Raw genomic sequence first — 19,650 nt, forward strand, 5'->3', positions numbered from 1 at the left:
CGCTCACTGGTCCAGCGCGTTGTCGATCGCCTTCACCGCGGCGTCCCAGCCCTGCTTCGACGACCGGCCCTTCTGGTCGACCTGGAGCATGCCGACGTCCGCCAGGTTCTGGGCGATGATCAGGTCCTTCGGACCCACGATCTGGACCGGCACGCCCTCCGCCGCGCCCGCGAAGATCCGCCCCATGGGCGCGTTGCCGAAGTACGCGTGCCGCGCGCCGGAGACGGCCGGCAGGTCGTACGCGGCCTGGGCACTCGGGAAGCTGCCGCGCCGCTCGAACAGCTTCGCCTGCTGCTCGGGCGCGGTCAGCCAGGCGACGAGCCGGGCCGCCGCCGCCTTGTTCCGCCCGGCCTCGGGCACGGTCAGGAACGAGCCGCCCCAGTTGCTCGGCCGGGGCGCCGCCGCCACGTCCCACTTGCCCTTGCCCGCGGCGCCGGCCTTGTCCTGGATGTAGCCGAGCATCCAGGCCGGACAGGAGACGGTGGCGAAGGTCGCGTTGGCGAAGCCCTGGTCCCACGCGGGTGTGAACTGCTGGAGCTTGCCGGTCAGTCCCTCGCGGGCGAACTCGGCTGCGGTGTCCCAGGCCCGCCGTACGGCCGGGTTGGTCTTGTAGACGACCTTGCCGTCCGCGTCGTAGAAGCGCTTCTCGTTCCCGCCGGTGATCGCCGCCATCACCCCGGACGCCGAGTCGACGAAGACCGTCCCCCTGGGCGCCCGTGCCTTGAAGCGCTTCCCCACCGCCAGATACTTCCGCCAGTCGCCCGCCCACAGCTTCCCGACGGCCGTACGGTCGGTGGGCAGCCCGGCCTTGGCGAAGAGGTCCCGGCGGTAGCAGATGCCCTGGGGCCCGATGTCCGTGCCGAGGCCGACGGTCCTCCCGTCGGCGGTGGTGGCCTGCGACCACTTCCAGGGCAGGAAGCTGTCCTTCCGTACGCCCTCGGTCCGGCCCAGGTCCACGAGCTTGCCGGCCTGGGTGGCGGTGATCTCGGCGATGTTGTTGACCTCGACGGCCTGGACGTCGGCGAGTCCGCTGCCGCTGCCGAGGTGGGTGAGGAGCTGCGGGTAGTAGTTCTCGTTCCGCTCGATGGACGTCTGCTTGATGACGACGCCCTTGTTGAGCTTCATGTACTCGTCGTACAGCCCGGCCTCCTTGAGACCGAAGGCCCCGAAGACTCCCACGGTGAGCGTGGTCCCGCCGTTGCCGTCACCGCCGCCACTTGTGCCGCCGCCGCTCGTCGCGACGCCGACCGCGGGCTCGGCCGGGTCCTCGGCACATCCGGTGAGCGGCCCGGCCCCGAGCGCGGCGACGACCGCGAGGCCCACCAGCCGACGGGACGCACGGGAATGTGTGCGCATGACGTCCTTCCCTGGACGGACGTGGGAGCGCTCCCACGGAACGGGTCGAGCGTCCCCGCTCACATGGGAGGTGTCAAGGGACCGGGCGGCGACACGACGAAGGGCCGGTCCGCTCGCGCGAACCGGCCCTTCATTCGTCAGGGTGAGTAACGGGACTTGAACCCGCGACATCCTGGACCACAACCAGGTGCTCTACCAGCTGAGCTATACCCACCATGCCCGGTCAATCCTGTGCCCGACCGGCCGAGAAAAAGTGTACAGGGTCCGCGAGGGTGCTCGCGCCCGAGTTATTCCGGGCGCCGAGGGGCCGTGCGGCCGGTGCGCCTCGCCGCGTACCCGTCACGGCGTACGACACCGTGTACGTCACAGCACGTGCTTCGCCGCGATCGCCTTCGCCGTGTCCGAGTCCGGGCCCGGCTGCGGCACGAAGACCGCCTCGCGGTAGTAGCGCAGCTCCGCGATGGATTCGCGGATGTCCGCCAGCGCCCGGTGGTTGCCGCTCTTCTCCGGGCTGTTGAAGTAGGCGCGCGGGTACCAGCGGCGCGCCAGCTCCTTGACCGACGAGACGTCGACGATCCGGTAGTGGAGGTAGCCCTCCAGCTCCGGCATGTCCCGCAGCAGGAAGCCGCGGTCGGTGCCGACCGTGTTTCCGCACAGCGGCGCCTTCCCCGGCTCCTTGACCTGCTCGCGTACGTACTCCAGCACCCGCTGCTCGGCCTCGGCCAGGGTGGTGCCGCCGGCCAGCTCGTCGAGCAGGCCCGAGGCGGTGTGCATCTGCCGCACCACCTCGGGCATGGTCTCCAGCGCCGCGTCCGGGGGACGCACGACGATGTCGACCCCTTCGCCGAGCACGTTCAGCTCCGAGTCGGTGACCAGGGCGGCCACCTCGATGAGTGCGTCCTCCGTCAGCGAGAGCCCGGTCATCTCGCAGTCGATCCACACCATTCGATCGTTCATACGCCTTACCCTACGGTGCGCTCCGCTGACCGGGCAGGCTCGGGCGGCCCTGACCGGAGGCGAACGCCTCCGAGTAGGACTTGACCGGCTCCGGCACCGACGACGAGGCCGTCGCGGAGCCGGACGGGGAGGCTGCCGCCGCTGTCCGCCGGAGCTGCGGGGACGCCTGCGCCGGCACGTGGTCCACCGGGGACGACGCGAGCTGGTCCCCGTGCGGACGGCGGGCCCGGTAGGCGGCCCGGTACGCGGCGGGGGACGAACCCAGCTGACGCCGGAAGTGCCCGCGCAGTGCCACCGGCGAGCGGAAGCCGCAGCGGCCGGCGACCTCGTCGACCGAGTAGTCGGAGGTCTCCAGCAGCCGCTGCGCCTGAAGCACGCGCTGCGTGATCAGCCACTGCAGCGGCGCGCTGCCGGTGAGCGATCGGAAGCGGCGGTCGAACGTCCTGCGGCTCATATAGGCGCGGGCCGCCAGAGTCTCCACGTCGAACTGCTCGTGCAGATGCTCCAGCGCCCAGGCCACGACCTCGGCGAGCGGGTCGGAGCCGATCTCCTCTGGTAAAGACCTGTCCAGATAGCGCTCCTGACCGCCACTGCGCCGCGGTGGGACGACGAGCCTGCGCGCCAGTGCCCCGGCGGCCTCCGTCCCGTGATCCGTACGCACTATGTGCAGACACAGATCGATTCCGGCCGCCGTCCCGGCGGAGGTGAGCACATCGCCGTCGTCGACGAACAGCTCACGCGGATCCACATGGACGGACGGATACCGCTTGGCCAGCGTCGGCGCGTACATCCAGTGCGTGGTCGCCGGTCGGCCGTCCAGCAGGCCGGCCGCGGCGAGCACGAACGCGCCGGTGCACAGTCCGACGATCCGGGCGCCTTCCTCGTGCGCTCTGCGCAGCGCGTCGAGCGCCTCCGGCGGCGGCGGCGAGGTGATCGACCGCCAGGCGGGGACCACCACCGTGCCCGCTCTGCTGATCGCCTCCAGGCCGTAGGGCGTGGTGAGTTCGAGCCCGCCGGTGGTGCGGAGCGGGCCTTCCTCCCCACCGCACACGAGCAGCCGGTATCGCGGAACCCCGGCATCCTGGCGGTCGATGCCGAACACAGAGAGCGGAATGGAGCTCTCGAAGATGGGCCCACCACTGAACAGCAGCACAGCGACGACTTCCCGGCGGCGACGGCCGGAAAGCTTCCGTGCTGACTCCGGTGCGGCAATGGAGTCCTGGCTCATGGCGCTAAGCCCCCCTCGGTGTTCGCGTCTCCCCGTTCGTGTCGGGTCTTTCGCTCCTGCACGATTCCCCTCGGTTTTGCACGGGACCCCACTCTTCGCTACTCATGATCGAATCTACTGCGTCCCGTGGTGCCGGCGTGACAAGTTCTCCATCCGGCGCTATGTCGACAAGGCAACTTGGCGCGAAGCATTCGATCACGAAGCGTTCCACCCGCACGGCCCACAGGGAAGTGCGCCTCGCGCGCATGGCCCGTCCCCGTAGGCTCTTCGCGGCCGGAAAGAGGCTCTCTGCCCTGGTGGCAAGGGGGTTGGCAGGCCATTTCGCCAAGGATGGGTCTCAGGGGTGAAGTTGGCTGAAAACTTACGGGTGTGCGGACCAGGAAGCGTCAGTCTCCCGGCGTGCTCCGGCCACGCGTCCGCGCGCCCCGATGCGCCCCCTGGGGCCTGGTGTTACCCGCCGTACGTTGGGCACGGAGCGACTGCTCCGAGCGGCGCAGCAGGAGCCGGCAGACCGCCGTCACGGCGAGAAGGCCGAGCGCGGGCACGGCGGCCCCGCCGACGGAAGTACCGAAAACGACAAGCACCACCGGCACGAGCACACAGCTGAACGCGGCCCAGCGAACCACATCGCTCGCGGACTCGGCGGACGCCGCGGACGCGCTCGATGTGGCCGACGCGGACTCCGGGCCCGAGGGGGAGGCGTGGTGGTGCGGTCGTACGGACACGTGAGCTCCCTGGTGACGGGGGTGGCTGTGGTGACTGGAGTGACTGCGTCGACTACGGGGGACCCATGATCAACGAGACGTCCGGCCGTCCGGTCACTTACCACCCCCCGGGTGGCCCGCCCTCCGGGTCGTCGCTCACGCCCCCCGCCGGGTCCCTGTGTACCTGCCATCCGGCGTTGCGATCCCTGACGGGCTCGGGCATGCTCCCCTGGGACGCCGCGACCGCGGCGGCGGTCCCTGGGCGAAAAAGAGGAGTGTCGCCGTACCCTTGGGGGTAAGGGGTTGGGAAGATGATTCCCAGACACAGCTTTGTTGCCCCGTCAATTGTTGCTCCTTCACACAAGGACCTTCCTCGCCGAGACATCGATGGCCGGTCACGAAATCCCCGAACCCGCTGACCGCGAGCAGTTGACCGACCCCGCGTCGGACCTGCAAGCGGCCGAAGAGACGCGCCACTCCTGTGATCCCGCCTTCCGGCACGGAGTGGTCGTCGGCTTCGACGGCTCGACATCGAGCGAGCGCGCGCTGGCGTACGCCATCGGCATGGCCCGCAGGCTGGGCTCAGCCCTGATCATCGTGCATGTGGCCAACCGGCTGCCCACCACCGTCTGGGCGGGCTGCGAGCCGCCGGTCTTCGTGGATGTGCCGGACCACCGCACCGAAGTGCTCGGCCTCGAACTCGCCTGCGCCGACTACCTCGCCGAGGTGCCGTGGATCCTCGTCGAGCGCGGCGGCGACATCTGCCACGAACTCGAAGAGGTCGGCCAGGAGTACTCGGCGGACGCGATCGTCGTCGGCTCCACGCACGGCATCGTCGGACGCATCTTCGGCACGGTGGCGGGACGGCTGGCACGACGGGCCCAACGGCCCGTCGTGGTCATCCCGTAGCCGCGTCTCCTCGACGCCGGTTCTACTCCACCGTCACGGACTTCGCGAGGTTGCGCGGCTTGTCGATGTCCCGGCCCAGTGCCAACGCCGTGTGATAGGCGAGCAGTTGGAGCGGGATGCCCATCAGGATCGGGTCCAGCTCCGTCTCGTTCTTCGGTACCACGATCGTCTGGTCGGCCTTCGGCTGCTCCTGGTGCGCGACCGCCAGGATCCGGCCGCTGCGCGCCTTGATCTCCTCCAGCGCCGCGCGGTTCTTCTCCAGCAGATCGTCGTCCGGCACGATCGCCACCGTCGGCAGCGCCGGCTCGATGAGCGCGAGGGGGCCGTGCTTCAACTCCGAGGCCGGATAAGCCTCGGCGTGGATGTACGAGATCTCCTTGAGCTTCAACGAGGCCTCAAGTGCCACCGGATAGCCGCGTACCCGGCCGATGAACATCATCGACTTCGCGTCCGCGTACTCCTCCGCCACCTTCTTGATCTCCGCCTCGGACTCCAGGATCTCCTCGATCTGGGCGGGCAGCCTGCGCAGCCCCGCGATGATCCGCTTGCCGTCGGCGACCGACAGATCCCGGATCCGGCCCAGGTGCAGCGCGAGCAGCGCGAAGGAGACCACGGTGTTGGTGAAGCACTTGGTGGAGACGACGCAGACCTCGGGGCCCGCGTGCACGTACACACCGCCGTCGGTCTCGCGGGCGATCGCCGAGCCGACGACGTTGACCACGCCGAGCACCCGGGCGCCCTTGCGCTTGAGTTCCTGCACGGCGGCCAGGACGTCGTACGTCTCGCCCGACTGCGACACGGCGATGTAGAGCGTGTCGGGGTCCACGACCGGGTTGCGGTAACGGAATTCGGACGCGGGCTCGGCGTCCGCCGGGATCCGCGCCAGCGACTCGATCAGCCCGGCGCCGATGAGACCCGCGTGGTACGAGGTCCCGCAGCCGAGGATCTTGATGCGCCGCACCCCGCGCGCCTCGCGCGCGTCCAGATTCAGACCGCCCAGGTGCACGGTCGAGAACCGGTCGTCGATCCGGCCGCGCAGCACCCGGTCCACGGCCTCGGGCTGCTCGGAGATCTCCTTGTGCATGTACGTGTCGTGGCCGCCCATGTCGTACGACTCGGCCTCCCACTCCACGGTGGTCGGCGTGGCCGAGGTGCGCGAGCCCTCGGTGGTGTACGTACGGAAGTCGTCGGCCTTGATGGTGGCCATCTCGCCGTCGTCGAGCGTGACGACCTGGCGGGTGTGGGAGACCAGCGCGGCGACGTCGGACGCGACGAACATCTCCTTCTCGCCGATGCCGAGGACGACGGGCGAGCCGTTGCGGGCGACGACGATACGGTCGGCGAAGTCGGCGTGCAGGACGGCGATGCCGTACGTGCCCTCCACCAGCTTCAGCGACTGGCGGACCTTCTCCTCCAGCGTCTCGGCCTGGGAGCGCGCGATGAGATGGGTCAGGACCTCGGTGTCGGTCTCGGAGAGGAAGACGACACCGTCGGCCTCCAGCTTCACGCGCAGCTCGGTGGCGTTGTCGATGATGCCGTTGTGGACGAGGGCGACCTTGTTCTCCGGGTCGAGGTGCGGGTGCGCGTTCTCGTCGCTCGGGGCGCCGTGGGTGGCCCAGCGGGTGTGCGCGATGCCGGTGGTACCGGCGAAGCGCTTGGGGACGCGGGACTCCAGCTCCCGGACACGGCCCTTGGCCTTGACCATCTTCAGGGCCGCGGGCTTGCCCGCCGTCGCCTTGCCGGTGATGACCAGGCCGGCGGAGTCGTAACCCCGGTACTCCAGCCGCTGCAGGCCCTCAAGCAGCAGTGGAGCGACGTCGCGCCTTCCGATGTAACCGACGATCCCGCACATATCAGTCTCTGCCCCTCCGTCGATGTTCTGTGGTGATGCGGTGCCCGGCCCAGCCCGCTCAGCCGGCTCAGCCGTAGACGATGCGCCGGAGCTGTCTGAGGGACAGCTCCGGCGGTGCCACCGCGCGGTGCGGCAGCTCGGCCGCGATCCGCTCGAAGATCTCCGGGTTCGTGGCGCCGCCGGCCTGTAGCTCGCGGTGTCTGCGCCGGACGAATTCCTCGGTGGTCTCGTCGAAGTACGCCAGCACGTCCAGGATCACCCGGGCCGCCTCGCCGCGCGGGAGCGCGGTGCTGCGGACCAGATGGTCGACGAGGTCGTCGTGGGACGAGGGTGAACGGCGTTCGAGCACCCGTAGATACTGCGGGCGCGCGGGGCTCTTTGCAAGAATCCTGCCCGATTCCGGGCAGGAGTGTTCATGATCTCTTGCGTGGTGCGTGGCGCGGGCGTTTTCGGGGCGGTAGGTGGAGCCGTACGCGGAGCCGTACGCGGAGCCGTACACGCAGCCGCATTCGCAGCCGAATTCAGAGGCGCTTCAGTACGGCCTGCTTGGCGGTCGTGAACTCCTCCGCCGTCAGGATCCCGGCCTGGTGCAGCTCGCCCAGCTCACGCAGTCTGCGCAGCAGCGCGTCATGGTCGTCGCCACTCGCCGGGGCGGGGGCCGGCACGGGGACGGCGTCGGCCGGCTCGGGTGCCTTGGCGAGGAGGGCGGGCGCGGGGGTGTCCGCGTTGGGGTGCGGCAGCCGGGCGACCACGGCGGCGGCCACCAGCGCCATCAGCGGGTCCTTGCGGAAGCCGTACAGCTCCACGGCGTGCGGGTCGTACTTCGGAGCCGGGGAATTGCCCCGGCCGACCCGGAAGCGCAGGAAGCCGTTCTCCATGCCGGCGCTCGGCCGCCACTCCACGGCCTCCACATCGCCGAGCGAGAGGGTGGTGGTGCCACGCGAGGACTTGGACTCCTCGGTCTTCCAGTTCCACTCCAGACGGATCTCCTCGCCGTCGAAGGTGGCCGTGCCGTCACCCGCGCTCATCGTGATCGGCAGGGACGGGCCGGGCAGCAGATAGTGCCCGGTGGGACCCGAGTCGACCTCGTCGAGCAGCAGGGAGTTGCGCACCTCGTCGACGAAGTACTCGGCGACGCCCGCGCGGTCGTTCTCCACGGTCAGCTGATACGGGTCGGAGCCGTCGTCCAGCTTGCCCCCGGCGACCCTCGTGAGCGGGTCGGCGCCGTCGCGCAGCCGCAGCCTGAGCCGCCCGGACTTACGGCCCTGCTCGAAGGTCACGCCCGCCAACGCCCGCAGCGGCACGGCGACTTCGCCGAGTGACTTGCGCAGCAGACTCACCCGCTTGTCGCTGCCGGGCACTATGCGCACCGTGTCGCCGTCGAAGGTCCAGGTGCCGTCCTTCTGGATGATTTCCGCCATGCGCCGATTCTTCCATCGAGGGGCCGAAGCAGGTGTCGAAGAAGGTGCGGAAGAAGGTGCCGAAGAAATGGTCTACACCTTGACCACGGACGGGGCTCGGGGTTCCGATGGGAAGGTTCGGGCGCTACGCACCACCGTCGTGGATCCACAGTCGTGAACTCCGTCGAAGGGGCAAGCCTGTGAGACAGCACGGAACACCCCCCACATCCCCCACATCCGCCACGTCCTCCTCATCCCCCCGATCCGCCTCCCGCCGACTCCCCGGACCGCTGCTCGTCGCGGTCGCCCTGTTCTCGTGCGTGGCCGCCTCCGGCGCCGTCGCCGCTCCCGGGCCCGGCGCCGCGGCGGCCGGAGCCGGCTCGGCCACCAGGCCGCTCGGGGAGGTCGTCCCCGTGCCCGCCTCGGTGCGGCCGGGCGGCACGCCGTACTCCATCACCGCCTCGACCCGGATCCGGGTCGACGACGACTCCCGCGAGGCACGGCGCGTCGGTACCTATCTGGCGGGGCTGCTGCGGCCCGCCACCGGCTACGACCTGCGGATCGCCGACGACGACCGGAACCGGGGGCGCGGCGACGACGGGATCCGGCTGCGGCTGACGTCCGGCCACCGGGACCGCGCGCTCGGCGACGAGGGCTACCGTCTGGAGTCGGGCCGTGACGGGGTCACCCTCACGGCCCGCAAGCCCGCCGGGCTCTTCCACGCCGTCCAGACACTGCGGCAGCTCCTCCCGGCCGCCGTGGAGCGCGACAGCCGGCAGCGCGGCCCCTGGAAGGTCGCGGGCGGCACCATCACCGACAAGCCGCGCTACGCGTACCGGGGCGCGATGCTCGACGTCTCACGGCACTTCTTCGGTGTCGACCAAGTCAAGCGCTACATCGACCAGTTGGCCCTCTACAAGATCAACACCCTGCATCTGCACCTCTCCGACGACCAGGGCTGGCGCATCGCGATCGACTCCTGGCCGCGACTCGCCACGTACGGCGGTTCGACCCAGGTCGGCGGCGGCCCCGGCGGGTACTACACCAAGGCCCAGTACCGCGAGCTGGTGCGCTACGCAGCGTCCCGCCATCTCGAAGTCGTCCCGGAGATCGACATGCCGGGCCATACGAACGCGGCTCTCGCCTCGTACGCCGAGCTGAACTGCGACGGCGTCGCGCCGCCGCTCTACACCGGCACGGCCGTCGGCTTCAGCTCGCTGTGCGCGCCGAAGGAGATCACGTACGACTTCGTGGACGACGTGGTGCGTGAGCTGGCCGCGCTGACACCCGGCAGATATCTGCACATCGGCGGCGACGAGGCCCACTCCACCAGCCACGCGGACTATGTGGAGTTCATGCGGCGGACGCAGGCGGTGGTGGGCGAGTACGGGAAGAAGGTGATGGGTTGGCACCAGCTGACCGGCGCCGACCCGGTGAAGGGCGCGGTCGCCCAGTACTGGGGTTACGACGCCACGGGCGCCGCCGAGCGCGCGCAGGTCGCCGAGGCGACGAAGGCCGGCACGAAGCTGGTCCTGTCACCGGCCGACCGGGTCTATCTCGACATGAAGTACGACCGGAACACCGAACTGGGCCAGAGCTGGGCCGGGTTGGTGGAGGTGGACCGCTCGTACGACTGGGACCCGGCGGCCTATCTCGCCGACGCGGGGGTCGACCCCGGCGCGGTGCTGGGCGTCGAGGCGCCGCTCTGGTCGGAGACCCTGGTGACCAGCGACAACATCGAGAAGATGGCGTTCCCGAGGCTGCCGGGTGTCGCGGAGATCGGCTGGTCCCCGCAGTCCGCGCGGGACTGGGACACGTACAAGAAGCGGCTGGCCGCCCAGGGGCCGCGGCTGACGGCTCTGGGGATCGACTACTACCGCTCGCCGGTGGTGCCGTGGCCCGCGGAGTGACCCCGGGCCACCGCTGACGAGACGGGCGCCCGTGCGGCACCACGCACGAGCACGGGCGCCCGCCGGGCCGCTCGAACGGCCCTCGGTAGGGAGCCGCTGTCGGTCTGGGCGACAACGGGCAAGTGGCCGTTGAGCGTTCGGAAGTTCGGCGAGTGGAGCACGGTGTTCGAGCGCGGGGTGACGAAGGCGGTCCGGGTCGCGGCGCCGACGGCCGCGGTGGGTCTGGAGTGGGGGTACCCGGACTGGGACCGGGGCCGGTTGGCGGGCCGGGTGGGAACGGGCCTGCGGCGCGGGTCGGTTCCGGCGGGTGGGCGGCAACGGGCCTGCGGTGCGGGGTGGTTGAGCCGGGTGGTTGAGTACGGGTACTCACGCCGCCGGCCGCGCTTCCGGCGACCATGAGAGCCGTCGCACGCCGTCGCGCACCTTCCACCCCGGAGGCCCCTCATGCTCAGCCGTACAGCCGCCGCGCTGGTGCCGTTCTTCGGGCGGCTCACGGTCACGCTGGACGGGGACGCCGAGTTGGCGCCCGGGAGCATCGTCGCCGCGAACCACACGTCGCTCAGCGACCCGGCGATCGTGCTCGCCGCGCTGCGTCGGCTGGACGTCGAGCCGGTCGTGATGGCGGCGGCGGGGCTGTGGCGCGTACCGCTTCTGGGGCGGGCGCTCGCCCGTGGCGGGCACATCCCCGTCCGTCGCGCCGACCCACGGGCCGCCGGCTGCCTCGAAGACGCCGCCGCCGCGCTCGCCCGGGGCCGGATCGTCCTCATCTACGGCGAGGGCGGCATCCCGGACGTCGCCCTCGGCACCGAGACGCCTCCCCGCCCGTTCCGCAGCGGTCTGGCCCGCCTCGCCGCCGCCACCGGTGCCCCGGTCGTCCCGCTCGGACAGACCGGAGCCCGGCGCGTGATGTCGGGCAGTGGACCGGGGCAGCTCGCGGTCCTGGCCACCGCGCCGCTGCGCCGCCCGGACCTGCGGGTGCACATCGGCGCCCCGGTGCGGCTGACGGGCGATCTGCCGACCGCCACGACGCGGGCCCACACCGCGGTCACCGCGGCGTGGCTGACCGCGGTCGGCCGGTCCGTGGCGCCCCCGGCCCCGGTCGCGGCGGTGGCGGCGACGGTCTGACGGGCTCGGTCACGGCGTCTTCGCCGCTTCCTCCCGCAACTGCTCCTCGCTCAGCCCCCGCCGCCAGTAGCCGACGAACGTGACATGCCCGCGGTCCAGCCGGCGCTCCCGTACGAGATGGCGGCGCAGCTCCCGCACCGTCCCGGCCTCGCCGGCGAGCCACGCGTACGGCGCGGTGCCGGGCAACTCGGCTGCGCGTACCGCGTCCAGGGCCGACGGGGCGTCCTCGTCGCCCGCCAGCCAGTGGACGGTCGCGTCGGCCGCCGTCGGCAGCTCCGTCCGGTCGGCGGCGTACGGCACGCTGAGCCACACCCGCGCCCTCGTCCCGGCGGGCAGCCACTCCAGGATGGCGGCGGCCGCGGGCAGGGACGTCTCGTCGGCCCAGATCAGTACGGAGTCGGTGTCGCCCGGGGGCCGGAAGCGGACCGCCGTGTTGTCCGCGACGGCGGGCCCGAGCACGAGCACACGGTCGCCGGGCACCGCGCCGCCCGCCCAGCGGCAGGCCGGCCCGCCGTCGGGGTGCAGGGCGAAGTCGATGTCCAACTCGTCCGGCCCGTGGCGCTGTTCGCGCACCGTGTACGAGCGCATCACGGCCCGTACGTCCTCCGGCAGCGCGCGCCAGGCCGCCCACCAGCCGTCACCCTCCTCGACGGGGACGACGGGCGCCGACTGTCCCGGCAGGGGCAGGAACAGCGACAGGCTCTGGTCGCGCCCGCCGGCGGCGAAGCCGGTGAGGCCGGTGTCGCGCCGGGTGTCGCCGCCGAAGGTGACGCGGACGAGCGACGGCCCGAGCCGCCGTGTCCGTACGACCTGAAGCGCGAAGAAGCGGAACGGAGCCGTGCCGGCCGTCGCGGTCGTCATGGGTCAGGCGACCTTCCGGGCCTTCTCGATGGCCGCGGCGAGATCTTCGAGGATCGGCGCGCACTTGTCGTACGAGTAGATGGGCTCCGTGACGCGGGGGACGACCTGGCCGGCCTCGACGGCGGGCAGCCTCGCCCAAGTCGGCTTCGAGGAGAGCGCGTTGGGCTGGAGGGCTGAGGAACGGTTGTCCATCATGATGATGTCGGCCGGGTACTTGTCGATGTTCTCCCAGCTCAACTCCTCGAAGAAGCCCTGCGCGTTCACCTTCGGCTCGACGAACTTCACGCCGAGTTCCTGGAAGTAGAGGGTGTCGGCGGACATCTTGGCGAGCGAGACGTAGAACAGGTCCTGACTGGCCGAGCCGACCAGCACCCTGATGTCAGGCTTGGACTTCGCGGCCGCCCGCAGCCGGCCCGCCGCCTTCTCGAACCTGGCCTTGGCGGTGGTCACCTTCGCGGCTCCCAGGTCCGCGCCCAGGGACTCGGCGAGGTCCGCGTGGCGCCGGATCGCCTTGGGGACGGTGGTCTCCGCCGCCCGGAGCGCCACGCCGGGGGCCAGTTTGAGGATCTTGTCCTTGGACTGCTCGGGGACGTACCAGAGTTCACCCTCGACCCACTGCGCGGTGACGAGCAGGTCAGGGGCGAGCGCCGCGTACTTCTCGACGTTGAACTCGCCCCAGACGTTGCCGAGAATCTCGATCTTCGTGACATCGAGGTCCCCCGCCTGGATGTCCGGCTTGCCGTCCTTGGTGGTGGTGGGCCCGAAGACGCCCTTGACCTCGATCCCGTAGTCGTGGAGCGCGGCGGCGGTGCCGGTGAAGGCGACGATGCTCTTCGGCACGCTGTCGGCCTTCGCCGTCTCACCGCGGTCGTCCTTGAAGGACCAGGGTCCCGCCTTCGCGTCGCCGCCCGTGCCCGCGCCTTCCTTGTCGTCGTCGCCGCTCCCGCAGGCGGCGAGCGCGAGGCCGAGACCGACGGCACCACCGGCGGCGAGAACACCGCGACGGCTGAGGGGCGAGCTGAGGGCGTTGGGCATGTCGATGTCCGCTTTCGTACGCGCCGGAGACCGACCGATGGGCCGGTTCAGGTAGGTTAGCCTAACCTTGCTTACCGTGACGTACGGGGCGGATGTCCGAGGTCCGGGGCAGAGTGGGGGAGTCGTCCCACCTCTCCACAGGAGCCAGCGATGTCCGTTCACCGCGTCGTGCCCAACATCCACGTGCAGCCCGAAGCGCTGGACCAGAGCCGGGAGTTCTACGGCCTGCTGGGGCTGGAGGAGGTCATGAACCAAGGGTGGATCATGACCCTCGCCTCTCCGTCGACCCCCGCCGCGCAGATCAGCTTCCTCACCGAGGACGCGACCGCGCCCGTCGTCCCCGACATGAGCGTCGAGGTGGCCGACGTGGACGCGGCCTACGCGGCGGTGCGGGCGAGCGGCGCGGAGATCGTGCACACGCTGCGGGACGAGGAGTGGGGCGTACGCCGCTTCTTCGTCCGCGATCCCGGCGGCCGGGTCGTCAACGTGCTCGGCCACCGCTGACGACCGGCCCCGGGATCCGCACCTACGTGGCCTGCTGCCTGCGCACCATCTCGGTGATCCAGACAGGGGCGTACGGGGACGTGCACCCCGGCGGCGTCGGGTAGTCCTTGAGCACCTCCAGGCGCTCACCGATGTCGATCGCACGGGCGCGATGCTCGGGATGCTCGATGCCGATCTGCGCCAGGCAGTGGTTCATCGCCCACTGCAAGCGGTCCGGCGCGTCCTTCATCCGCGCCTCGATGACATCGACCAGCCCCGCGAGATCGAGACCGGCGGGCTTCTTCGTCACGCGATCCGTGGTCAGCGCCCAGCCGGCGCTCGCGACCACCGGATCCGGATCGGCGGACCAGGCCAGCCGCAGCTCTTCGCGGTGGGGGTTCTTCTTCACCACGTAGTTCACGAGCCAGTCGTGCACCTTCGCCGCGCGCGCCTCACGCAGCATGGCGTCCAACTCGGCGCCCCCGAACGCCTTCGGGCGGCAGATCAGCAGCGCCAGCAGTCTCGCCGCGGTGTCGTCCGTCTCCCAGAGCCGTCGGGCGAGTTCCTGCTGTGTCCTCAGCCGCTTCGCGAGTGAACGGAGCTTGCCGAGGTTCACCCCGTGATCGTCACCGTGCTTCTCGTTCACCGCGCGCGCCCTCGGGTCCTCCAGGGCGGCCAGCTCGGCCATGACCTCGGCCACGCTCGTGTCGGTCACCTCGGCCTCCTGCTTCCGTCGCGTGCGGGTGCGGGTGCGGGTGCGCGTGCCCAGCGTACGACGCCGGTCAGTGGTGGTCGCCCTGCCGGCCGAGGGTCGTCTCGGGGCCCGCGCCGGGGCGCGTCCACTGCGGTGCGGGGCGGCCGGTCGGGCCCCAGGTGGCGTTGCCGTCCACGTCCGTGCGCCAGTACCAGCACGGGCCCTGCCCCTCGGGCCGGCCCTCGGGGTTGTCCTCCCACGCCTCGCCGCGGCCGTAGGGCGTCATGTCGAGCAGGGTGAAGGATCCGCTGGCCGGCTCGGTGCCACGGCCCGTCGTGGAGTAGGTGAGGAACACACGGTCGCCGTCGCGCAGGAAGGAGGTGAGATAGCCCATGTCACCGCCGACCGGCTCCGCCACGTCGCGCACCGAGTACCAGGGCTGGGTGTAGCCCATGAACTCGACGAAGGGGGCCACCTCGTCCCACGTACCCGTGGTCAGGATGGCGAAGGAGACGCCGCGGGCGTTGAGGTAGACGGGGTCCTTCAGGTGCCACGCGGTGACGGTGCAGCCCTCGCACTGCCCCTGGTGCGGCGCGCCGTCCCACCACATGTGCTTGTAGACCACCAGCTCGTCGCGGCCCTGGAACAGGTCCAGGAACGGGACCGGGCCGTCGGCTCCGACGACCTCGACCGTCCCGTCGAACTCCACCATCGGCAGTCGGCGGCGGGCCGCGGCGATGGCGTCGCCCTCGTGGGTGTGGGCCTTCTCGCGGACCAGCAGCTCGTCACGGGCCGCCTGCCAGGTGGCCAGGTCGGCGATGGGCGGGCGGCCGGGGAGCGGAGTGTTCGGGTCGCTCGGCGTGGTCGTCATGGGTCCTCCGTGTGTCTGGTGCGGGTGACCGTCGTACGACGTCCTACGCCGGTCACCAGTACAGACTCCCGCGCCGTCCGGAACTCATCGCCGCAGCGGGCGCCCCCGGCGAGTCGGCTCCCGGAACACGTCGGTCGGTCACGCGCCGCCGGAAGGGTGACCCGGCGGGCCCCTACAGCCCCAACTCCCGCGCGATCAGCATCCGCTGGACCTCGCTCGTACCCTCGCCGATCTCCAGGATCTTCGAGTCGCGCCACATACGGGCCACCGGATACTCGTTCATGAAGCCGTAGCCGCCATGGATCTGGGTGGCCTCGCGGGCGTTGTCCACCGCGACCGTGGAGGAGTAGAGCTTCGCCAGCGCCGCCTCCTTCTTGAACGGCTCGCCGTGGACCAGACGGGACGCCGCGTCGCGCCAGCCGAGGCGCGCCATGTGGGCGCGCATCTCCATGTCGGCGATCTTGAACTGGATGGCCTGGTTCGCGCCGATCGGGCGGCCGAAGGCGTGGCGCTCCTTGGCGTATCTCACCGACTCGTCCACGCAGCCCTGTGCCAGCCCCGTCGCCAGCGCGGAGATGGCGATGCGGCCCTCGTCCAGGATCCGGAGGAACTGCGCGTACCCGCGGCCTTCCGTGCCGACCAGATTCGTCAGCGGGACGCGGACGTCGGAGAACGACAGCTCGCGGGTGTCCGACGCGTTCCAGCCGACCTTCGAGTACGGGGCCGCGACCGTGAAGCCGGGGGTGCCGGACGGGACGATGATCGAGGAGATCTCCGGGCGGCCGTCCGCCTTGCGGCCGGTGACCGCCGTGACCGTGACCAGGCCGGTGATGTCCGTGCCCGAGTTGGTGATGAAGCACTTCGAGCCGTTGATGACCCACTCGTCGCCGTCGCGTACGGCCGTCGTGCGCGTGCCGCCCGCGTCCGAGCCCGCCTCCGGCTCGGTCAGACCGAAGGCGCCCAGGACCTCGCCGGAGCACAGGCGCGGCAGCCACTCCCGCTTCTGCTCCTCCGTACCGAAGAGGTGCAGCGGCATCGCGCCGAGCGAGACGCCCGCTTCGAGGGTGATGGCCACGGACGAGTCGACGCGGGCCAGCTCCTCCAGGGCGATGCCGAGCGCCATGTAGTCGCCGCCCATGCCGCCGTACTCCTCCGGGAAGGGCAGGCCGAACAGGCCCATCCGGCCCATCTCGCGCACGATCTCGTACGGGAACTCGTGCCGCTCGTAGAGGTCGCCGATCTTCGGCGCGACGACGTCCTGCGCGAACGCCTCGACGGTACGGCGCAGTTCCTCGTGCTCCGGTGAGAGCCGGTGGTCCAGGGACATGGCTAGGACTCCTTGTGGGAGAGAGCGCTTACGGTGCGGGAGGGGCTGGGTCGCCCCAACTGTTCGGCCATCCACACGCTGGTGGCGGTGAGCAGGCCGAGGTCGACCCCGGTGTCGATACCGAGGCCCTGCAACATCCACAGGAGGTCCTCGGTGGCGAGATTCCCGGTGGCGCTCTTCGCGAACGGGCAGCCGCCCAGGCCGCCCGCGGACGCGTCGACGGTGGTCACGCCGTGCTGGAGCGCGGCGAAGGTGTTGGCGAGTGCCTGGCCGTACGTGTCGTGGAAGTGCACGCCGATCTTCGAGACGTGCACGCCTTCCTCGATGAGCGTGGCGAGCAGGCTCTGCACATGGCCGGGCGTCGCCACGCCGATCGTGTCGCCGAGGCTCACCTCGTCGCAGCCCATGTCGACCAGGGTCCTGACGATCCGGGCGACCTGGTCGACGGGGACGGGCCCCTCCCACGGGTCGCCGAAGCACATCGAGAGATAGCCCCGGACATGGAGCCGCTCCGCGCGGGCGCGGGCGACGACCGGCTCGAACATGGCGAGGGACTCGTCCAGCGTCCGGTTCAGATTGGCCTTGGCGAAGGACTCGGTCGCACTGGCGAAGACCGCCACCTGACGGACGCCGAGGGCCAGCGCCCGGTCGAGACCGCGGTCGTTCGGTACGAGGACGGGCAGCCGTACGTTCTCCAGGTCGCGCACCAGGGGGAACAGCTGCTCGGCGTCGGCCAGTTGGGGCACCCACTTGGGGTGGACGAAGCTGGTCGCCTCGACGGTGGTGAGTCCGGCGGCGGCGAGGCGGTGGATGAACTCCGCCTTGATCTCCGTCGGGACGATCGTCGCCTCGTTCTGGAGGCCGTCGCGCGCGCCCACCTCGTGGATACGGATCCGGGTCGGCAGGCCCTCGTCCATGACGGTCATCGGAAGCGTCATCTCTCCTCCTCGGGAGCCTCAGGGACCTCAGGGACCTCAGGAGCCTCGGCGGAGGCGGCCGGGGCCACCACCGCCAGCACCTGGTCCATCGCGACGGTGGAGCCCGCCGTGACGTCCAGCTCCGTGACGGTGCCGTCGTGCGGGGCGGAGATGACGTGCTCCATCTTCATCGCCTCGACCACCAACAGGCCCTGGCCCGCGACGACTTCCTCCCCGACGGCCACCTTGACGACCGTGACCGTGCCGGGCATCGGGGCCGTCAGCGCGTCGAGACCCCCCGCGCCGGCGGCGCCGAGCAGCGCCGCCTCGACCGGATCGTGGTCCTGTACGTGCCAGCTGTCGCCGTCCCTGCCGAGCCAGTCGGCCGCGCGGTGGAAGGTGTGCGTCACCCCGTCGACCGTGACGGTCACCCGGCCGGGCTCCACGCGCGCCGACGGGCCGGAGCCGAGCAGTCGGTGAGTAACGGGTTCATGTCCCGTCACTCGCAGCTGGTGGGTGACGGGGACGGGCGCGGCGCCCATCCGCCAGCCGTTCGGTACGGAGAAGGGGTCGGTCCAGCCGGTGACCGGGCTCGGAGCGGGGGCCAGGGCCGATTCCCGTACCGCCGCCGCCGCTTCGTACACCTCCGGCGGCACCTCCGTCGGTACCAGAGAGTCCGCGTCCCGCTCCACCAGTCCTGTGTCCAGCTCGCCCGCCACGACGGCGGGGTGGGCCAGCAGCCTCCGTAGGAAGCCGGCGTTGGTCGGGACGCCCAGCGTCACCGTCTCCGCCAGGGCCGCCCGCAGTCTGCGCAGCGCCGTCGGGCGGTCGGGGGCGTGCACGATCACCTTCGACAGCATCGGGTCGTACAGGCTCCCGATCTCCGTGCCCTCGCTCAGGCCCGAGTCCGTACGGACACCGTCGCCCCCCGGCTCGCGCAGGGACAGCACCCGGCCGCCCGACGGCAGGAAGCCGCGTGCGGGGTCCTCCGCGCAGATCCGGGCCTCGATCGCGTGCCCGGTGAGGGTGATGTCCTCCTGGGTGAACGGGAGCCGCTCACCGGCGGCGACACGCAGCTGCCACTCGACCAGATCCAGGCCGGTGACCAGCTCGGTGACGGGATGTTCCACCTGGAGGCGGGTGTTCATCTCCATGAAGAAGTACGACGCGGGGTCCTCGCCCGGGACGATGAACTCGACCGTCCCCGCGCCCCGGTAGCCGCAGGAGCGTGCCGCCTGCACCGCGGCCTCGCCCATCGCCGCGCGCGTCTTCTCGTCCAGCAGGACGGACGGCGCCTCCTCGATGATCTTCTGGTGGCGGCGCTGCAACGAGCACTCGCGCTCGCCGAGATGGACCACGTTGCCGTGCCCGTCGGCCAGCACCTGGATCTCGATGTGGCGCGGCCGGTCGATCCACCGCTCGACGAGGAGCGTGTCGTCGCCGAAGGACGCGCGGGCCTCGCGCCGGGCCGCCGCGATCTCGTCCCGCAGGGCCGACTCCAGCCGGGTGAGCCGCATGCCCTTGCCGCCGCCGCCCGCCGACGGCTTCAGCAGCACGGGCATCCCGATCTCCTTGGCCGCTTCGGCCAGTTGGTCGTCGGTCAGCCCGCTGCCGGAGGAGCCGGGCACCACCGGAACACCGGCCGCAGCCACCGTCTCCTTGGCGCGGATCTTGTCTCCCATCAGGGAGATGGCGGACGCGGTCGGGCCGATGAAGACCAGCCCGGCGTCCGCGCACGCCTGCGCGAAGGCCGCGTTCTCCGCGAGGAAGCCGTAGCCCGGGTGGACCGCCTGGGCGCCCGTACGGGCCGCGGCCTCCAGCAGCCGGTCGCTCACCAGATAGCTCTCGGAGGCGGGCGCCGGGCCGATCCGGACGGCGGTGTCCGCCTCCCGTACATGCCGGGCGTCCGCGTCGGCGTCGCTGAAGACCGCGACGGAACGGATGCCGAGCGCGCGCAGCGTACGGATGACGCGGACCGCGATCTCGCCGCGGTTCGCGACGAGGACCGTGTCGAACATGCC

The 19,650-nt window shown here is 71.1% G+C and carries 18 protein-coding genes and 1 tRNA gene; 4 read left to right on the plus strand and 15 right to left on the minus strand.

The genetic code is table 11. The features are described from left to right. Positions 1–3: 3 nt before the first annotated feature. From ACFUN8_RS04235 to ACFUN8_RS04255, 5 genes are all read right to left on the minus strand, one after another. Positions 4–1,356 (minus strand): extracellular solute-binding protein, encoded by a 1,353-nt coding sequence (locus ACFUN8_RS04235; RefSeq protein ID WP_383631145.1) that lies wholly within the window; start codon positions 1,354–1,356, stop codon positions 4–6. A 141-nt stretch (positions 1,357–1,497) separates the two neighbouring features. After that, positions 1,498–1,570: transfer RNA gene (locus ACFUN8_RS04240), tRNA-His, on the minus strand. Positions 1,571–1,719: 149 nt separating this feature from the next. Continuing rightward, complete coding sequence (gene orn / locus ACFUN8_RS04245; RefSeq protein ID WP_382563439.1) at positions 1,720–2,313, minus strand: oligoribonuclease; 594 nt, start codon at positions 2,311–2,313, stop codon at positions 1,720–1,722. A 10-nt stretch (positions 2,314–2,323) separates the two neighbouring features. Then, on the minus strand, positions 2,324–3,541 hold the full coding sequence (locus ACFUN8_RS04250) for a helix-turn-helix domain-containing protein (protein WP_383631149.1): 1,218 nt from the start codon (positions 3,539–3,541) through the stop codon (positions 2,324–2,326). 386 nt (positions 3,542–3,927) lie between these two features. Then, complete coding sequence (locus tag ACFUN8_RS04255; protein WP_383631152.1) at positions 3,928–4,266, minus strand: hypothetical protein; 339 nt, start codon at positions 4,264–4,266, stop codon at positions 3,928–3,930. A 366-nt stretch (positions 4,267–4,632) separates the two neighbouring features. Here ACFUN8_RS04255 and ACFUN8_RS04260 point away from each other — a divergent pair, with 366 nt between their 5' ends. Beyond that, the gene (locus ACFUN8_RS04260; RefSeq protein WP_356590306.1) at positions 4,633–5,154 is read left to right on the plus strand and encodes a universal stress protein; all 522 of its coding nucleotides are present in this window, start codon (positions 4,633–4,635) and stop codon (positions 5,152–5,154) included. Positions 5,155–5,176: 22 nt separating this feature from the next. On the opposite strand, the gene glmS is transcribed toward ACFUN8_RS04260, so the two are convergent. The 3 genes from glmS to ACFUN8_RS04275 all read right to left on the minus strand — a co-directional run bounded on the left by glmS (position 5,177) and on the right by ACFUN8_RS04275 (position 8,427). Then, positions 5,177–7,006, minus strand: coding sequence for a glutamine--fructose-6-phosphate transaminase (isomerizing) (gene glmS, locus ACFUN8_RS04265; RefSeq protein WP_383631157.1), 1,830 nt, complete (start codon positions 7,004–7,006; stop codon positions 5,177–5,179). A 67-nt stretch (positions 7,007–7,073) separates the two neighbouring features. Continuing rightward, complete coding sequence (locus tag ACFUN8_RS04270; RefSeq protein ID WP_382563447.1) at positions 7,074–7,355, minus strand: hypothetical protein; 282 nt, start codon at positions 7,353–7,355, stop codon at positions 7,074–7,076. Between the two features lie 172 nt (positions 7,356–7,527). Then, the gene (locus tag ACFUN8_RS04275; RefSeq protein WP_383631161.1) at positions 7,528–8,427 is read right to left on the minus strand and encodes a DUF4429 domain-containing protein; all 900 of its coding nucleotides are present in this window, start codon (positions 8,425–8,427) and stop codon (positions 7,528–7,530) included. A 107-nt stretch (positions 8,428–8,534) separates the two neighbouring features. On the opposite strand from ACFUN8_RS04275, the gene ACFUN8_RS04280 reads away from it, so the two are divergent. Both ACFUN8_RS04280 and ACFUN8_RS04285 read left to right on the plus strand, forming a co-directional pair. Continuing rightward, positions 8,535–10,316: a beta-N-acetylhexosaminidase gene (locus tag ACFUN8_RS04280; RefSeq protein ID WP_383631164.1), complete on the plus strand. Its 1,782-nt coding sequence runs from the start codon at positions 8,535–8,537 to the stop codon at positions 10,314–10,316. Between the two features lie 444 nt (positions 10,317–10,760). After that, complete coding sequence (locus ACFUN8_RS04285; RefSeq protein WP_383631167.1) at positions 10,761–11,441, plus strand: lysophospholipid acyltransferase family protein; 681 nt, start codon at positions 10,761–10,763, stop codon at positions 11,439–11,441. A 9-nt stretch (positions 11,442–11,450) separates the two neighbouring features. On the opposite strand, the gene ACFUN8_RS04290 is transcribed toward ACFUN8_RS04285, so the two are convergent. Beyond that, positions 11,451–12,302 carry a siderophore-interacting protein gene (locus ACFUN8_RS04290; RefSeq protein ID WP_383631170.1) on the minus strand — a complete coding sequence of 284 codons (852 nt, stop codon included), beginning with the start codon at positions 12,300–12,302 and terminating at the stop codon, positions 11,451–11,453. Positions 12,303–12,305: 3 nt separating this feature from the next. After that, positions 12,306–13,337 carry an ABC transporter substrate-binding protein gene (locus ACFUN8_RS04295; protein WP_383631173.1) on the minus strand — a complete coding sequence of 344 codons (1,032 nt, stop codon included), beginning with the start codon at positions 13,335–13,337 and terminating at the stop codon, positions 12,306–12,308. A gap of 150 nt (positions 13,338–13,487) precedes the next feature. Between ACFUN8_RS04295 and ACFUN8_RS04300 the strand changes: the two genes are divergently transcribed. Then, positions 13,488–13,841: a VOC family protein gene (locus ACFUN8_RS04300; RefSeq protein WP_383631176.1), complete on the plus strand. Its 354-nt coding sequence runs from the start codon at positions 13,488–13,490 to the stop codon at positions 13,839–13,841. Between the two features lie 22 nt (positions 13,842–13,863). On the opposite strand, the gene ACFUN8_RS04305 is transcribed toward ACFUN8_RS04300, so the two are convergent. The 5 genes from ACFUN8_RS04305 to ACFUN8_RS04325 form a co-directional block, all read right to left on the minus strand. After that, positions 13,864–14,508: a DNA alkylation repair protein gene (locus ACFUN8_RS04305; RefSeq protein WP_383631246.1), complete on the minus strand. Its 645-nt coding sequence runs from the start codon at positions 14,506–14,508 to the stop codon at positions 13,864–13,866. A gap of 94 nt (positions 14,509–14,602) precedes the next feature. Beyond that, the gene (locus ACFUN8_RS04310) at positions 14,603–15,385 is read right to left on the minus strand and encodes a DUF899 family protein (RefSeq protein WP_383631178.1); all 783 of its coding nucleotides are present in this window, start codon (positions 15,383–15,385) and stop codon (positions 14,603–14,605) included. Between the two features lie 172 nt (positions 15,386–15,557). Beyond that, on the minus strand, positions 15,558–16,712 hold the full coding sequence (locus tag ACFUN8_RS04315; RefSeq protein ID WP_383631182.1) for an acyl-CoA dehydrogenase family protein: 1,155 nt from the start codon (positions 16,710–16,712) through the stop codon (positions 15,558–15,560). Positions 16,713–16,714: 2 nt separating this feature from the next. After that, the gene (locus ACFUN8_RS04320) at positions 16,715–17,650 is read right to left on the minus strand and encodes a hydroxymethylglutaryl-CoA lyase (RefSeq protein ID WP_383631185.1); all 936 of its coding nucleotides are present in this window, start codon (positions 17,648–17,650) and stop codon (positions 16,715–16,717) included. Then, positions 17,647–19,647 carry an acetyl/propionyl/methylcrotonyl-CoA carboxylase subunit alpha gene (locus ACFUN8_RS04325; RefSeq protein ID WP_383631249.1) on the minus strand — a complete coding sequence of 667 codons (2,001 nt, stop codon included), beginning with the start codon at positions 19,645–19,647 and terminating at the stop codon, positions 17,647–17,649. Before ACFUN8_RS04325 ends, ACFUN8_RS04320 begins: the two co-directional genes overlap by 4 nt. Between the last annotated feature and the right edge of the window lie 3 nt (positions 19,648–19,650).

Origin of the sequence: Streptomyces sp. NPDC057307 (assembly GCF_042667665.1) — a bacterium.
Taxonomy (GTDB): Bacteria; Actinomycetota; Actinomycetes; order Streptomycetales; family Streptomycetaceae; genus Streptomyces.

Bases quoted from the DNA above. Each gene is read 5' to 3' on its own strand.
- ACFUN8_RS04300 (WP_383631176.1), top strand. From the start codon at position 13,488: ATGTCCGTTCACCGCGTCGTGCCCAACATCCACGTGCAGCCCGAAGCG.
- ACFUN8_RS04320 (WP_383631185.1), bottom strand. From the start codon at position 17,650: ATGACGCTTCCGATGACCGTCATGGACGAGGGCCTGCCGACCCGGATC.
- ACFUN8_RS04315 (WP_383631182.1), bottom strand. From the start codon at position 16,712: ATGTCCCTGGACCACCGGCTCTCACCGGAGCACGAGGAACTGCGCCGT.
- ACFUN8_RS04275 (WP_383631161.1), bottom strand. From the start codon at position 8,427: ATGGCGGAAATCATCCAGAAGGACGGCACCTGGACCTTCGACGGCGAC.
- ACFUN8_RS04325 (WP_383631249.1), bottom strand. From the start codon at position 19,647: ATGTTCGACACGGTCCTCGTCGCGAACCGCGGCGAGATCGCGGTCCGC.
- ACFUN8_RS04235 (WP_383631145.1), bottom strand. From the start codon at position 1,356: ATGCGCACACATTCCCGTGCGTCCCGTCGGCTGGTGGGCCTCGCGGTC.
- ACFUN8_RS04305 (WP_383631246.1), bottom strand. From the start codon at position 14,508: ATGGCCGAGCTGGCCGCCCTGGAGGACCCGAGGGCGCGCGCGGTGAAC.
- ACFUN8_RS04295 (WP_383631173.1), bottom strand. From the start codon at position 13,337: ATGCCCAACGCCCTCAGCTCGCCCCTCAGCCGTCGCGGTGTTCTCGCC.
- ACFUN8_RS04280 (WP_383631164.1), top strand. From the start codon at position 8,535: ATGGGAAGGTTCGGGCGCTACGCACCACCGTCGTGGATCCACAGTCGT.
- ACFUN8_RS04260 (WP_356590306.1), top strand. From the start codon at position 4,633: ATGGCCGGTCACGAAATCCCCGAACCCGCTGACCGCGAGCAGTTGACC.
- glmS (WP_383631157.1), bottom strand. From the start codon at position 7,006: ATGTGCGGGATCGTCGGTTACATCGGAAGGCGCGACGTCGCTCCACTG.
- orn (WP_382563439.1), bottom strand. From the start codon at position 2,313: ATGAACGATCGAATGGTGTGGATCGACTGCGAGATGACCGGGCTCTCG.
- ACFUN8_RS04290 (WP_383631170.1), bottom strand. From the start codon at position 12,302: ATGACGACCGCGACGGCCGGCACGGCTCCGTTCCGCTTCTTCGCGCTT.
- ACFUN8_RS04250 (WP_383631149.1), bottom strand. From the start codon at position 3,541: ATGAGCCAGGACTCCATTGCCGCACCGGAGTCAGCACGGAAGCTTTCC.
- ACFUN8_RS04285 (WP_383631167.1), top strand. From the start codon at position 10,761: ATGCTCAGCCGTACAGCCGCCGCGCTGGTGCCGTTCTTCGGGCGGCTC.
- ACFUN8_RS04310 (WP_383631178.1), bottom strand. From the start codon at position 15,385: ATGACGACCACGCCGAGCGACCCGAACACTCCGCTCCCCGGCCGCCCG.